This window comes from Lysinibacillus sp. NPDC097162, from assembly GCF_044762185.1.
In the GTDB taxonomy this organism is placed as follows: Bacteria; Bacillota; Bacilli; order Bacillales_A; family Planococcaceae; genus Lysinibacillus.
In genome coordinates this window covers 1,305,497-1,319,846 of the sequence record NZ_JBIWDT010000001.1, presented here as the reverse complement: position 1 = coordinate 1,319,846, position 14,350 = coordinate 1,305,497, and the positions used below count along the sequence as shown (strand labels likewise).

The 14,350-nt window shown below is 33.8% G+C and carries 15 protein-coding genes; 4 read left to right on the top strand and 11 right to left on the bottom strand.

From position 1 onward, the window contains the following. Positions 1 to 18: 18 nt before the first annotated feature. Positions 19 to 1,845: a DNA ligase D gene (locus ACIQXW_RS06665; protein ID WP_402760622.1), complete on the bottom strand. Its 1,827-nt coding sequence runs from the start codon at positions 1,843 to 1,845 to the stop codon at positions 19 to 21. A 102-nt stretch (positions 1,846 to 1,947) separates the two neighbouring features. Here ACIQXW_RS06665 and ku point away from each other — a divergent pair, with 102 nt between their 5' ends. Continuing rightward, positions 1,948 to 2,766, top strand: coding sequence for a non-homologous end joining protein Ku (ku, locus tag ACIQXW_RS06660; RefSeq protein WP_402760620.1), 819 nt, complete (start codon positions 1,948 to 1,950; stop codon positions 2,764 to 2,766). 167 nt (positions 2,767 to 2,933) lie between these two features. Continuing rightward, positions 2,934 to 3,971 carry a serine hydrolase domain-containing protein gene (locus tag ACIQXW_RS06655; RefSeq protein WP_402760618.1) on the top strand — a complete coding sequence of 346 codons (1,038 nt, stop codon included), beginning with the start codon at positions 2,934 to 2,936 and terminating at the stop codon, positions 3,969 to 3,971. Between the two features lie 41 nt (positions 3,972 to 4,012). On the opposite strand, the gene ACIQXW_RS06650 is transcribed toward ACIQXW_RS06655, so the two are convergent. Together ACIQXW_RS06650 and ACIQXW_RS06645 are read right to left on the bottom strand one after the other, a co-directional pair. Beyond that, positions 4,013 to 5,362 carry an MATE family efflux transporter gene (locus tag ACIQXW_RS06650; protein WP_402760616.1) on the bottom strand — a complete coding sequence of 450 codons (1,350 nt, stop codon included), beginning with the start codon at positions 5,360 to 5,362 and terminating at the stop codon, positions 4,013 to 4,015. 72 nt (positions 5,363 to 5,434) lie between these two features. Continuing rightward, positions 5,435 to 5,857, bottom strand: a complete 423-nt coding sequence (locus tag ACIQXW_RS06645) for a MarR family winged helix-turn-helix transcriptional regulator (protein ID WP_402760614.1) — start codon at positions 5,855 to 5,857, stop codon at positions 5,435 to 5,437. Between the two features lie 324 nt (positions 5,858 to 6,181). Here ACIQXW_RS06645 and csaA point away from each other — a divergent pair, with 324 nt between their 5' ends. Continuing rightward, a complete protein-coding gene (gene csaA, locus ACIQXW_RS06640; protein WP_401016549.1) occupies positions 6,182 to 6,514 on the top strand; it encodes a chaperone CsaA in 333 nt (110 codons plus the stop codon). Positions 6,515 to 6,908: 394 nt separating this feature from the next. Further along, complete coding sequence (locus ACIQXW_RS06635; RefSeq protein WP_402760612.1) at positions 6,909 to 7,862, top strand: TRM11 family SAM-dependent methyltransferase; 954 nt, start codon at positions 6,909 to 6,911, stop codon at positions 7,860 to 7,862. 127 nt (positions 7,863 to 7,989) lie between these two features. Here ACIQXW_RS06635 and ACIQXW_RS06630 read toward each other — a convergent pair whose 3' ends face one another. From ACIQXW_RS06630 to ACIQXW_RS06595, 8 genes are all read right to left on the bottom strand, one after another. Continuing rightward, entirely contained in the window at positions 7,990 to 8,841 is an 852-nt protein-coding gene (locus ACIQXW_RS06630; RefSeq protein WP_402760610.1) for a leucine-rich repeat domain-containing protein, read from the bottom strand. A 49-nt stretch (positions 8,842 to 8,890) separates the two neighbouring features. Continuing rightward, complete coding sequence (locus tag ACIQXW_RS06625; RefSeq protein ID WP_401016544.1) at positions 8,891 to 9,307, bottom strand: NUDIX hydrolase; 417 nt, start codon at positions 9,305 to 9,307, stop codon at positions 8,891 to 8,893. Between the two features lie 15 nt (positions 9,308 to 9,322). Continuing rightward, positions 9,323 to 9,766, bottom strand: coding sequence for an NUDIX hydrolase (locus ACIQXW_RS06620; protein ID WP_402760608.1), 444 nt, complete (start codon positions 9,764 to 9,766; stop codon positions 9,323 to 9,325). Positions 9,767 to 9,833: 67 nt separating this feature from the next. Beyond that, positions 9,834 to 10,565, bottom strand: a complete 732-nt coding sequence (locus ACIQXW_RS06615) for a class I SAM-dependent DNA methyltransferase (protein ID WP_402760607.1) — start codon at positions 10,563 to 10,565, stop codon at positions 9,834 to 9,836. A 126-nt stretch (positions 10,566 to 10,691) separates the two neighbouring features. Beyond that, positions 10,692 to 10,913, bottom strand: coding sequence for a hypothetical protein (locus tag ACIQXW_RS06610; protein ID WP_402760605.1), 222 nt, complete (start codon positions 10,911 to 10,913; stop codon positions 10,692 to 10,694). A gap of 453 nt (positions 10,914 to 11,366) precedes the next feature. Continuing rightward, a complete protein-coding gene (locus ACIQXW_RS06605; RefSeq protein WP_402760604.1) occupies positions 11,367 to 12,119 on the bottom strand; it encodes an SDR family NAD(P)-dependent oxidoreductase in 753 nt (250 codons plus the stop codon). A 375-nt stretch (positions 12,120 to 12,494) separates the two neighbouring features. After that, positions 12,495 to 12,668, bottom strand: a complete 174-nt coding sequence (locus ACIQXW_RS06600) for a hypothetical protein (RefSeq protein ID WP_401016537.1) — start codon at positions 12,666 to 12,668, stop codon at positions 12,495 to 12,497. 425 nt (positions 12,669 to 13,093) lie between these two features. After that, on the bottom strand, positions 13,094 to 14,299 hold the full coding sequence (locus tag ACIQXW_RS06595; RefSeq protein ID WP_401016536.1) for an EAL-associated domain-containing protein: 1,206 nt from the start codon (positions 14,297 to 14,299) through the stop codon (positions 13,094 to 13,096). Positions 14,300 to 14,350 lie beyond the last annotated feature (51 nt).

Below are 14,350 nucleotides of genomic sequence, written 5' to 3'. Positions count from 1 at the left end.
CAGATTTATTTACGACAGTCATTGATTATTTAAATGCTGGAGCACAGAATGAAAATCCTGTTCCTCCCCTACCGCTCGAAAATTTCTAAATGGGTTGCCTACTTGTTTGATTCGCTCAATGACAGCTGGTATTGTAAAGTGTTCCGGTCTTAGCCGTTCATTTACTTCGTCCCAATATAACGGTGTAGCTACTAAACCCATTGGATTACCACGTGTGGAAAATGGTGAAATGATAGTCTTTCCTTCCGCATGTTGAATATAGTCTAAATACAATCGGTCATTTCTATTTTTCTTTAACCGCTCAATTGTATATAATTCCGGTTTTTGCTCACATAAAAAACGACAGACAAACGCTGTAAATTGCCGTACTTGCTCATACGAAAAAGCATTATACCGCAATGGAATATAAACTTGTAAGCCTTTGCCCCCAGAAGTTTTAACGAATGACTGCAACTTAAAATAATCAAATATTTCTTTTAAGTGGCGTGCACCACTTATTGCAAGTGGAAATGCATCTACCGAAGGCGGATCTAGATCGAAAACGATTTCAGTCGGTTTATCAGTGTCTATTGGTTGAAAAGGAATGTGCAATTCTAACGCAAGCTGATTTCCTAGCCACAATAAAGTTTCAAGATTATTGCATAAAATTGCCTGATGATCACTAACTTTCTCCGTTGCGACAAATTCAGGTAGATTGTCTGGACTGCTTTTTTGATAAAAACTCTCACCAGGTACCCCGTGAGGAAAACGAATTAATGTCACAGGTCGTTGGTGCAAAAAAGGCAGTATAAAAGGTGATATCAGTTGTAAATAGTGCAAATAGCTATCCTTAGTTATACCGATGTCTGGCCATATCGGCTTGTTTGGATGTGTTACTTGTACACTTTCAGGTATTGGCATTAGCTGTCGTTGCATTTGTTGCCAATTACATTCCTGTGGATTCATCTCTAATCGGAATGCATGAAATCGTGGTTCTCTTAACTTTTTGCCATCAAAGTCTATACATGCTATATCAACACAGATGGATGGTTCTAATTGCCATGTCTCATTCAGTTTGCGACCATTTGCTTGGAAAAACGCTATGAGTGTATTTAATTCATCATTTTTCATACCATGTCTAAAAACAACCACTTCTGTTAATTCGCCCTGTTGCTCAACATAACCATGAAAATAACCATTTCCTTTATCAAATTTTGTGACAATCACCGAAACAATTCTCCAATTTTTTATCTTCATCCATTGCGTAGAGCGTATATCTTCCTGCCATTTACTCGTCTTTTTCTTTGCAATAAGACCTTCGCCATTATTGATCGTTATTAAATGCCATAAAGTTTGACTCGCCTCGAAAACATCAATTGCTTGCAAACGTCGGTTCTCTTCATAATTAATAGTAGTCGGCAGCTGCAAATTAGTAAAAAGGGCCGTTAGTTGCTGTTTACGTGTCTTTAAATACCGATTCGCTTGACTTTCCCCTTTCAAATATAGTAAATCAAATACAACATAATGGCATGGAAAAGATTTTGCGTGTGCAGCTATTACTTCTTTATTTTGCATTCTACCTCTTTGTTGGACGATTGAAAATTCACTTTTATAGTCATTCATTAAAAAGACTAGTTCACCATCAAATGTTAAGGGTAAGTATGCTTTAATTTGATCATAAATAGTTTTACAATATGCAATAATCTCCGGAAACAAATGATTAAGAACATTACCATTTCTACTTATTAAAATGGGTTCTTCTTCAGCCCACTGTAAAATACAACGGAAACCATCGTATTTTGCTTCGTAAAACCACTCTTCTCCTGTTGGTGGTTCCATTGCTTCTGTTAATAACATTGGTTTCATGATGCACACCTACTTTCTTTTTTCGTCCAGTAGTGCCTATTTCTATTTAGCATACATAAAAATCATCAAAATATAACATAGTAAGTAAAACGAGGTGACAACATGCATACAGTTTGGAAGGGCAGTATATCATTCGGACTTGTCAACATTCCTGTAAAATTACATGCAGCTACAGAAAATAAAGACATCAAATTACGACAGCTTCATAAAGAATGTCATACACCAATAAGCTATAAAAAAGTTTGTGAGGGCTGCAACCAAGAAGTTACAGATGAAAATATAGTGAAAGCATATGAATATGCAAAAAATAAATTTGTCGTTCTTGATGAAGAAGAAATTGAAAACTTACGTAAAGAAAATGAAGATAAGGCAGTTGAAATTATAGATTTTGTTAAATTAGGCGAAATTGATCCCATTTATTTTGAACGTACTTATTTTTTATCACCAGATACTACTGGCAGTAAGGCGTATGCTCTATTACGACAAACATTAGAAGAATCAGGTAAAATCGGTGTTGCTAAAATTATCATTCGTTCAAAGGAACAGCTTGCAATCGTTCGTGTCTATCAAAATGCGTTAGTGATGGAAACAATCCATTTTCCTGATGAAGTACGAAATGTACAAGATGTTCCAAATATTCCAAGCGAGCCAACGATTGTTCAAAAGGAATTGGACGCTGCGCTAATGCTTGTCGACCAATTAACAACTGTATTTAACCCTGAAAAATATACGGATGAATATCGAAATGCATTGATGGAACTTATAGAGGAAAAGAAAGCGACAAATTCAGTTTCTGCAAGCGAAAAGCGTCCTCTACCTGATAATGTCACGGATTTAATGTCCGCACTTCAAGCTTCTTTAGATAAAACGAAAAAACCAGCAACAAGAAAAAGAGCAACCAAAACGAAGAAAAATGCGTAATGGAAGCTCTGTCTAAAAAAAAGATAGGCGTCGAGTAATTTTCGCTCGATGCCTTTATTATGCGCTCATTTGAGTTAAAAAAACGACGTTACTTATGTGAAAATTATAAACAAAAAACATACGTTCGCCATTTGTGATACACTAAAATGAAAGGAGGGAGTGTAAAAATGACGAACATAAACATCGAAGAGCGAATGAAACATTATCGTGTGCAAGGGTTAAGTTTATTGGTTATTGAAAATGGCCAGATCAGTAAAATGGAACACCACGGGACTCTTGAAGTAGGAACACATCATCAAGTAAATGAACGTTCTGTTTTCAATGCATGCTCTATTAGTAAATTTTTCACTAGTATGTTAGTGATGAAATTAGTAGAACAAGGTTATTTAAATTTAGATGAAGGTGTTAATGAGAAACTAATATCATGGAAGGTACCCGAAAGTCCATTCACGAAGCACAAAAAAGTGACATTACGTAACTTACTTTGTCATCAATCAGGGATTATTGACCCTGCTGATAGCTTTCCCCCATTACACGCTCTTCAAGCTAAACCTTCAATCGTAGACTTGTTAAATGGTAAAACTCTCTACTATCAAAGTCGAATTGAAGTGTCAAAAGAACCGTGGCATGAATTTCATTATTCAGATGCGGGGTTTTGTATAATTCAGCAATTAATAGAAGACGTTATGAAACAATCATTTGATGCTATTATGGACGAATTTATTTTTAAATCGTTAAACATGGAAAATAGTACTTTCTCTACGTCTATTACAAAATCACAAGAAAAAACATTCGCTTGTGGTCATTATCAAAATGGCGAATTAGTTGCAGGCAACTATCCAATTTACCCTTATCCTGCTGCTTGTGGCTTATGGACTTCCCCCACTGATTTAGCGAAATTACTTCTAGAATTTATGAATGCTATAAAGGGGTCTAGTAAAATTGGTATCTCAGCAAAGCTTGCCAAAGAATTTATTCAACCACAAGGAGGCAAGGCATGGACTGGTCTAGGCTTATTTCTTGATGGCTCAGAACATGAAGTTGAAATTTCCTCACTTGGTTGGGGGGTAGGATTTCAATGCATGCTCGTTGCCTATCCGTTTTTAGAAAAAGGATTTATCGTGATGACAAATACAGATATAGGAGTTCATCAAATGAAAGGAATTATTGGTGAACTATATCAATCGTTCATGACTTCTACATGAAAGAGCATGTTAGCCAAAACTTGCTCTTTCATTTTCTATCATTAGTCAAATTGCAGTTCTTCTATATTAACCGTTAATTTATTGCGTAAAACATATAAAACGCTTATGCCAATTAAGAAAGTAAGGAAATCCCCTATAAAAATGGACCAAATGATTCCATGGAATCCTGCGATACTACTCATAATAAATAAAATTGGTATCATGATGAGACCTTGTGTCAGAGACATGATCATCGCTGCTTTACCTTGACCAGTGGCTTGGAATATCCCAATGATAAGGAACGTAAAACCAGTAACGAATAGAGATAGGAAAATTACTTTAATTACATAACTCCCTAGTTCGATTAACTGTGGATCAGTAGTGAAAATACCGACTAAATGACTTCCTGTTAAAAATACAAGAATCGCAAATATTGCTGCGAGAATCGCTACTGTCATACTCGTAAATTTTATCGTTGATTTCATACGTTTTTTATTTGATGTAAAATTATAGGCAATCAGTGGGACAACACCTTCACAAAGTCCCATAATTAAGAGCTCTGGAAATTGCAAAATACGTTGTGATATACCATAAGAAGCAACTGCTGCATCTCCATAACTAGCAGCAAAATTGTTGAACACCAATGCTGTTAATCCCATTAAAGCACTCATTAGCGCAATCGGAATACCAATTTTCAACACTTCAAAAACGACCGACTTTTCAATTTTAAAATATTTCATTGATAAAGTTAAATACTCACTTTTACGGATTATATGGCAGCTATAATAAATTACCGCTCCGATATTACCAATAAGCGTCGCTAATGCAACACCTGGTACACCCCAGTGACAAGCGAAAATGAAAATGGGATCTAAAATTAAATTAATGCCAACACTTATAAACATACCGACCATTGATACGATTGCAGAACCTTCAGCACGTACAATTTGCTCCAATGAAAAGTTTAAAATAATAAATGGCGAACCAATTAGCATCACTAAAATATATTGCTTCGTGTAGTCAAAAGCCGCTGCACTGGCACCTAACCCTGTTGTAATGCTATTAGTAGCTACAATCCCTACTAGCATGGCGATAATTCCTAAAGCAATAGAGGCGTAAAACGAAAAAGATGATACTTCTTTTATTTGTTCAAGCTTTTTTTCTCCGAGCAGACGTGAAATAAATGTACCGCCCCCTACTCCAATTAAATTCCCAAGTGCCATTAACACTGCAAGGATAGGAATTGTCAGTGTGATGGCTGTCATCATCACTGAGTCGTGTAGTAAACCGATAAAATAGGCATTTAATATTGTATAAATGACACTGACAGACATTCCGAGCATCATTGGTAATGAGAAATGAGCTACAGCTTTTGCAATGGGCGCTTTCTCAAAATAATATGTGTTCTCCATATAAAATCTCCTTTTTAGTAAATCGTTAGATATCTAACTAAATGAGCAGAAGAACTGAATCGATCAGCCTTCTTAATCTAAGTTTTTAATTATGCGGTTTAACAAAAATATAAGCTGTTCTTTTTCCTCTTTTGAGAAGTCTTTTGTCATCTCGTCATCTAGCTCTTTAAAAAACAATTGAAAATCCTTAACGATTGCTATGCCCTTTGGAAGCGGTCGAATAATTTTACGACGTTCGTCCGTTAAATCCGTCTTACGTTCAACTAAACCCTTTTTCTCAAGATTCGTCACAATACTTGAAATCGATGAGCCTCTACGTTGAAAGACGTTCTCCATATGTTTTTGCGTAATACCCTCTTCCATATGCGAAACTAAGTAATCTAGAGCATGCCCCTGTTCAATCGTAATGTCGTACGATTCGAGCTTTTTGTCTCCCCGCTGCTTCATTTGATGACCAATCATACGAATTTGAAATTGATAATTGACTTCTTTCATCGTATCACCTTTTTCAATTAGATTTTCTTTTTAGTTAGATTTCTAACTAATAATAAATTATTAATCTTTAGAAGTCAATCATTTTAGTTAGAACTCTAACGAATTCTCCGAGGATCATTTTCCGAAATTTATCGGCGATTCCACATAGTTTATCAGCGATTTCTAGTGTTCTTCCGGCGATTCACATGAAGTTATCGGCGATTTTGCACGTTTTATCGGTGATTCTTAAGTTCAATCATAACAACTTCACGCAAATATCTTCCTTTGGATATTAAACCATTTTATGATAACATTTACAAAAACACATATAAGAGGAGTACAATTATGGCGACCATTGAAGACTTTATAGCACTTGATATTCGAATCGGTACAGTTATCCAAGCCGAAGAACTACCGAAAGCTCGTGTTCCAGCGATAAAAATGAACATTGATTTTGGAGAAACTTTAGGAATTAAGCAATCCTCCGCACAAATTACAAAACGTTATACCCCCAATGAAATCATTGGTAAACAAGTAGTAGCAATAGTCAACTTCCCTCCTCGTCGAGTAGCAGGCTTTAAATCAGAGGTTCTAGTTATCGGCGGCGTGCCTATAGAAGGAGATGTTATTTTATTAACACCTGATCAAACAGTACCAAATGGCACTAAAATTAGTTAAATAACTTATCTAGCTTTACTCTAACGATTACAAAAGATTTTTTTAATCTATTTCACAGGCAAATGGCTATTTCTTTATAGCTTCATCAGCATATTAATAGTAGTGTAAAGCTTAAATAGCCTTACAAAAACTCTCCTGTTTTGGGGTCACTTTCTATATGGAAGTGACTCTTTTTTCTATTTAGTCTCACGTATTTTCGTCTATTATTATGCAGCAAAAAATCGGTCAAAATTTTGACAGCAAAACCTACTTTCTTCCTAAGAATTCAATTATTACTGAAACTATGTTAGACTTAAAATTTAGTGCACATAGACATCCACATATTTGGTTGTCTTTTTTAGTAAATAAAGCATTAAGGATTTAGAGCAATAGTAATTAGAAAAGGATGAATTAATTGCGTAACATACAAAGTGAGAGTAAATATATATACACATATGTACATCACGTAGACGAGTACGATCTATGTAGAATGGAGATGCGTTCATTTTTTAGTGTTGATTCCCAATCAAATTTTATTATAAGCAATATTGAGGTCGACCCTAGCCGTAGTCCTTTTATACAAGATCGACTTGAAGTGTTGTATGAAGATAACAGCATAGATAACATCAAAGAATTAGTGACCAATCTAATAGTAAATGCAAAAACCTATAAAGTGGTTTGTTTAAATAATTTTGATATAGGCGAAACAAAAAAAATCCCTCAATCAGAGCGTCGATTGATAGAACGTGAAATAGGACTATGCATTGAGGGAGAACCAGACCTTAATTTCCCTGAAGTTGTCTTTGGTCTTTTATTTATAGATGGAAGATGGTACTTTGGCATACATAGCAAAAGTGAATCCATTTGGCGTAAACATTTACACAAGCCACATAGCTATTCAACGGCGCTGAGCACAAGAGTAGCTCGGGCTGTTGCAAACATTGCGGTTCCTCAGCCTCAAAACATTCGTGCTATTGATCCTTGTTGTGGTATAGGGACGGTAATAATCGAAGCTCTTTCCATGGGAATTACTATTGAGGGGCGAGATATGAACCCCCTTGTATGTAAGAGTTCACGAGAAAATATTGCCTATTTTGAATTACAAGGAAAAATTACATTAGGTCCCATTTCAGAAGTAGAAGGTCACTATGATGTTGCCATTATTGATTTACCATATAACTTATTTACGCATTCATCACGCGAAGATCAATTTGATATTATAAAACATGCACGTCGAATTGCCGATAGAGTTGTTATTGTTACAATTGAAACTATTGATGACTTAATAGCAGAGGCTGGTTTGGTAATATCAGACCGGTGCATTGCTAAAAAGCATAGGTTTTTACGTCAAATTTTATTGTGTAATTAACTTAGGTAGATTTTCAAATATACATTAAAATAACCCCATTCGAGCTGATTTTTTTGCGTTCTTTGAATCACTACATCAGCTCGAATGGGGGTTTAATTCCAAGTAATAACTTGTTCTCGCCTATACTTTATAAATAAACGATACAGCCTTTTCCCTCTAATTCCCCTAACCAATTTGGAATCTTTAAATCATGATTCCATCTAAGATCCAGACGTTCTAGCCCTTCTATTTCCAACAACGATTTTGGTAGCTCTGTTAGAAGATTACTTCTTAAATCTACTTCCAATAAATTTTTTAATCGTCCAATCTCTTCCGGCAATGTTGTCAATTGATTATGTCTTAAATTTAATCGTCTTAATTTTATACATTTATGTATCGATTGAGGTATCGCTTTTAATTGGTTTTCTTCCAAATCTAAAACCCGTAATGATGATAACTCTCCTAAATTCCCCGGAAGTGTTGTGATTTGATTATTTTTTAAATGTAATTCTTTTAAATTACGTAAACTACCAATAGTTGTCGTCAACTCTGTCAATTGATTATTCATTACACGAAGTTCTATTAGTTTGTTTAATTGACCAAATTCTTCTGGTAATTTTATTAATTGATTATCACTTAAATTTAAATATTTCACTTTGACTAGTTTAGCGATTTCAGGTGGTATGGATTGTAATTTATTATTATGAAAATATAAATAATCCTCCATATTATGTAGTAGGCCAATTTCTGGTGGGATAACATCAATATCATTATGCCCTGCATCTAGCATTGTAAGTTCTGTTAAATCGCCTATCGCAGCAGGCAAATGATGGATTTTATTAACGGATATATTTAATTTTTTTAAATTTTTCAGTTTGTAAATTTCAGATGGAATCGCCGTTAACACATTATCGAATACGCTTAAATCAGTTATTTCTTCTATAGGTACTTCTAAATTTGGTAAAGTGTCTAAATTCATATGGTGAAAGTTTAATTTCATTTGTCTTTCTCCTCGAAAAATGCATTTTGTTAGATTAGTATAATATAAATTATTTAAAGATTAAAAGTAAATAATCTCCGTGACCACGACTTAGTTCAACATCATCTTTTGATGAAATCCAAAAATAATGGAATATTAATTCTGCCTCATCCCCACCGCCTGTTGGCTTGTAATCCCATTCATCTAGCGTATCGCTTACATTTATTTTGTAAAAAAATCTATTATGTAAAACACCATCATCATTTTCCCATAAATCCTCCGCAAGTAGCTTTTCTACATTGAAATCTTTCAATCCCGTTTCTTCTTTCATTTCCCTTTTAACGGCATCATAGGTGGTTTCATTAGTGTTTACAGTACCTTTAGGAATCTGAATCCCTGCTTCAGTCACCGAATGACGGAAAACTAATACTTGGGTTGTACCTTCTTTAACGCGGGTTACATAGCCATAAGCTTTTTTAATCGGCAAAATAAACCTCCCCTTTTATTTACATCTTATTGCTTCATTTATAGCCCAGCTTTGATGTTCATGAAATAAAATCTCTTTTGCCTGATTTGGTTCCATCCATTTAAAGAAGTGATCTTCCTCTATAGGACTAGCAATTTGTCTACCTGTATTACATAAGTAAAAAAAACCATCATTTAGATAATATTTTAATTCAATTGTAGAATAAAAATATCTTCGTGCGCGTCCTATAAAAGGACCTACTGTAACATCCATTCCCATTTCCTCAAGTGCTTCTCTTTTCAAACATTGCTCATGTGTCTCATTATTTTCTAAGCCCCCACCTGGAAGAAAAAACTTACCATTACTTGTTTGAATAATTGCAATTTTATCTTTCTGAATATTGAATATTACACAATAGACTGCAGGTCTCCATGTGTATTCTATACCTTCTTCTTTTTCACCAAACGTTTTAATATCCATAATTCACCTCACTTGTTTATTTACAACGAGATCTGTCTGGAAAGCAGAAATGAATACGCCACAAATTTTATTTATCACATGAAAAGATTAAAAATAGTGGAATCCTCATTCTTCGTTGATATTCACTTTCACTGCTAAATTTCTCGACTTTTGGCTTTCCTTCTCGAATATCATTAATTTTGAATCCCGCTAGCTTTAAAAATTGAAAATATTCTTCAACTGTCCGATGATACTTAACAACGTTTTTATCAATCCAAGGTTCTACTCTTTTGCCACTATAAAAATAATCATCTACAATCCAATCTGACTTAGTGGCTGAAGCTGCTGCACTTTTTATTGATGAAGTTAATACAGGATGCTGAACACTAAATATAAATTTTCCATTCGAAGCTAAGGATTTATGAATTTCCATAAAGATACTCTTTAAATCTGCTATATAATGTAGAGCTAATCGTGAAACAACTAAATCATAATGTTCTTTTGGAAAATTCCATGCTTCCATTGAAGAAAGATACACATTCCCCTTTTTTTCATTAAGATGTTTAGTAGCTTCTTTTACCATATTTTCAGAGCCTTCAACACCGTCATATAGGATACATCCTTTTTGTAAAAGTTCAACACCAAACTGAGCGTCACCGCATCCTAAATCTAACACCGTTTTCCCTTTTACATCACTCATAAGTTCTAACATTATCGGTTTTTCGATCATATTGTTCGGGCTTTCTACACGATTTCTTCTGGACATGTAATCTTTAAAAAACTTTTCATCGTTGTAAGCAGATACACCATTGTATTCCATGCAATTCACTCCTTAGTAGGTTTTCACTAATTATCATAACTCACAATTGGGAGATATTGTTTAAAACAAAAAATAAAAAGAGCACATATTAGTCCTCACTATTATGTGCTCCACTATTTTATTTCGCTAATGATTTTGCTTCTCTTTATCCTTTCTAATTTTCATCATTATTAAGGTCATAATAAAACCAACAAAAATGACAATCCAATTATCAATAGCAGAAAAAGAAAATATTTTTGAAATGATAAAAAACACAACAAAATATGCGGTAATTATAAATGAACCATGCTCTGTAATAAATGAACCATGCTCTGTAATAAATAAACCGAAATCTTTTCTTTTTTTCATAAGAAAAAACTTCCACATCCTTTACTTACAAACCAACATTTTAAATCATTTTGTCACTAAACTTCTATGTTAATATTCATGTAATTTTGGGTAAAATAATCCCTATTTCCATAATCATTTTTATAAATCTTATATATTACTTCTTTAGAATCAATTATTTTATCTTTATATATTAATTGGAATAGCCATTTTCCCTCAATTAAAAGTGGTGTGATTTTTAACGCTGCATAATAAATTCATCCTTGAATCAATAAAATTTTCCACGTGGTATTAATTATGTTAATACTCCATAAAAAAACTTGTCAATACTTTTTTCTCAATTTTTTAATGGCAAGTATCTAAATTTTATAAATTTTTTGAAGATAGGTATATAGCAGAAAGTTACTCACTATCTTAAAAAAATAGGGGAGTTCCGTTATAAAAAGTTATTCATCTCATCATTCAAATAAAAAACTATCTCCCCCCACTAACATTAATGATTTCACCTAATATATAATTCGAAGCATCTGATGCAAGAAAAGCTATACATTCCGCAATTTCAACTGGTTGTGCTACTCGTTTTATCGGTATAGTAGAAGACATGCGAGAAAGCCGATCATCATTTGGCGCAAACTTTTCATGGAATGGAGTTTCAACCATCCCTGGGGCTATGCCATTGACAATGATTCCGTATTCGATTAGTTCTTTGGCCATGCCAATCGTCATTGTATTTAATGCCCCCTTGGATGAAGCGTAATGAATGCTTTCACCAGCACCTCCAATGCGAGCAGCAGTTGAAGATATATTGATTATCTTGCCTTCTTTTCTTGGAATCATATGTGTTAATACGGCTTGTGAACATAAAAGAACACTATTGATGTTTAGTCTGTATGTTTCTTCCCACAATTCTTCACTTGCATCCATAAACGTACTTTGTCGGATACCACCAGCAGCATTATTAATTAGAATATCAATTTTCCCAAAGGATGCTAGAGCCTGATCCACCATTGCATTTACTTGCTCTTTAATTGTGACATCCGCTTGAATAATTATCGCATCTCCACCATTTTCTTGAATGCACTGTACTGTTTCTAGAGCACCTTTTTTATTCGAAAGATAGTTAACAATAATTTTCGCACCTTTAGACGCGAGCAATTCCGCTGTAGTCCGTCCAATTCCTGAGCTTGCACCTGTTATTAAAACCACTTTTCCAAGTAAGTTTTGCATAGTTTCCCTCCCAAATATTTATTATAAATATAACTTAGCAATTAAATTTTCATTTGTAAGCAATTTTAATTAACATAATTTATATGAAACAAAAAAATTAGTTTACTTTTATCTAAAAATAGAATTTAACTCTAGCAATCCTAAAAGACTGCAAAAATTAATATAAGCTTATTAATCCTATATAATTATCCAAACGTAGAAAACCAATAAATGTAACTAAATAAACAAACAAAACCCCATTGCAATGAAATCTTCGTTTTTCATCTGCAATACGCACGTTAGGAATTCTTACTGACTTTTAACTTCATTCAGCAGGACGGAAAAAAGCACCCAAATTGGGTGCCCTTTGAAAGTAGTTTAGTTTTCATTAAACAATTAAACTGGAATTGGACATGCCTTTCCAGGAACACATGTTGGAGGCTTAGAAGGATACCCTCCGCTGCTACCTCCTCCTTGATCGTTTGTCGCACTTGCGCTCGCACCAAATGATAAAGTTACTACTAGAAGCGTTGCAGCAGCCACTGACCATATAGTTTTTTTCTTTTTCATTATTACATTCACTCCTTCATCTATTTTTTGTACTACAATTACTATATTAGACATTATTTGTAAAAACCCTTCAATTTTTTTAAAAAATTTTTTTTTAATTTAAGAGACGAATCTTTTACACCACTCTCGATATTTAATGTTCAAACTAATTCAATACAATTTATTGCATAAAAAAATACTCAACCTTTAAAAATCGGTTAAGTACTCAATTCATTAAAATATTCTAAATCTGGTTCATCTAAATACGGTAACAAATCATAAATTATATACAATTTCTAACTAATCTCAAGATCCATACGATGAGCCACGATACTAAAGTTAATATTGAATTGGATATACTGGAAGTTTTCATCACTTAATTCAATTTATTGGGGTACAAACTAAATTTGTACCCCTCAACCCTTGCTAAATAAGCATTTATCACTTTATCGAAAAATATTATGTTCATAGAGAAAATCATAAGAAAGATCGACGAATAAATATTCGTGTTCACTGATGGCAATCGAAAACGTTCGTGTAATTTCCCCTGTTTCGATATCTCGATATAGTTCTGAAATTTCACCATTTTGATCATTACGCATTTTAATAATTGTTTGCAGGAAATACGGTCGCCAACTCCAATTTTTATTAATCGCATTTGGCTGTAATTCCCATTTTCCTTCTAAACGCATAACGTTGGGCGTTAATTGGAAACCATCCTCATTACAAATATATAATCGGAATGAATAATGATCTAATAGTTCCGCTAAATGCTCTAATTGTGAAATATTATCGCTAGAAGGTTTTACACGATGAACAATTGCCTCTAGCTCTTCTCTTAATTTCTTTAACTCGAAATATTGTGCCTCAAGCATTTTCTTTTCAGAAGTAATAAATTGCTGACATTCTTCTTTAAAACGTTCCTTTAATATATCTTTCTCCACAAATGTCTTTGCTGCATTTGCTAAATATGAACCTTGATAGAAGCGTCCGCCATTTTTCCAAGCAAATTGCAATTGATAAACTGTGCCAATCCCTTCAAATAATAGGTTTGCGCCTATTTTATAAGCCAAACTTCCAATTGCAGAAATCATGTCGGATTGAGCAGACCACGAATCATAATTCAAATCGCGTATATTTACCTTTAAAATTTGAGGTGATAATAATGCGATATGCTCTAAATGGCTTTCAGCTCCTACTTCCTGTACAGCTATTTTCATACCAAATGTTGTAAAATAACGAAGTGCATGGTGTAGTTTATTAATATCACCTAAAAACCGATGCTCGGAAACCACCAATACGATGCGGTGTAAGTCATCTTCGCCAATATATTGCTGAATAATATTAAAGTGACTTTCACCGAAATCTTGCATTAACAAATTCGGATTACTAGGAATATAAATATCAATGTCAGATGCTATTGTATCTATTTGGGTTAGTGCTGCGTGCAAAATTTTATGTTCCATATCAATACGATATTCTTCTGGAATATCTTCATTATTAACAAAGTCTTTTAAGTTAATTTGCTGTCCTTCTATTTGTAACTGACCGGAAATTTCGTAGGCAATCACCGTATGCGCATCAGCGCTAAATATAGGTTGAAAATACCCATGTATTTGGTCTAAATTAGTTAACACTTCAATTGCGTCCATTGTCGAAACCTCCATACTTGAATAATCATTATTATTCAAAAATAACATTAC

Coding starts and splice junctions, on each gene's coding strand:
- ACIQXW_RS06665 (WP_402760622.1), bottom strand. CDS start 1,845: ATGAAACCAATGTTATTAACAGAAGCAATGGAACCACCAACAGGAGAA.
- ku (WP_402760620.1), top strand. CDS start 1,948: ATGCATACAGTTTGGAAGGGCAGTATATCATTCGGACTTGTCAACATT.
- ACIQXW_RS06655 (WP_402760618.1), top strand. CDS start 2,934: ATGACGAACATAAACATCGAAGAGCGAATGAAACATTATCGTGTGCAA.
- ACIQXW_RS06650 (WP_402760616.1), bottom strand. CDS start 5,362: ATGGAGAACACATATTATTTTGAGAAAGCGCCCATTGCAAAAGCTGTA.
- ACIQXW_RS06645 (WP_402760614.1), bottom strand. CDS start 5,857: ATGAAAGAAGTCAATTATCAATTTCAAATTCGTATGATTGGTCATCAA.
- csaA (WP_401016549.1), top strand. CDS start 6,182: ATGGCGACCATTGAAGACTTTATAGCACTTGATATTCGAATCGGTACA.
- ACIQXW_RS06630 (WP_402760610.1), bottom strand. CDS start 8,841: ATGAAATTAAACTTTCACCATATGAATTTAGACACTTTACCAAATTTA.
- ACIQXW_RS06620 (WP_402760608.1), bottom strand. CDS start 9,766: ATGGATATTAAAACGTTTGGTGAAAAAGAAGAAGGTATAGAATACACA.
- ACIQXW_RS06615 (WP_402760607.1), bottom strand. CDS start 10,565: ATGGAATACAATGGTGTATCTGCTTACAACGATGAAAAGTTTTTTAAA.
- ACIQXW_RS06610 (WP_402760605.1), bottom strand. CDS start 10,913: ATGAAAAAAAGAAAAGATTTCGGTTTATTTATTACAGAGCATGGTTCA.
- ACIQXW_RS06605 (WP_402760604.1), bottom strand. CDS start 12,119: ATGCAAAACTTACTTGGAAAAGTGGTTTTAATAACAGGTGCAAGCTCA.
- ACIQXW_RS06600 (WP_401016537.1), bottom strand. CDS start 12,668: ATGAAAAAGAAAAAAACTATATGGTCAGTGGCTGCTGCAACGCTTCTA.
- ACIQXW_RS06595 (WP_401016536.1), bottom strand. CDS start 14,299: ATGGACGCAATTGAAGTGTTAACTAATTTAGACCAAATACATGGGTAT.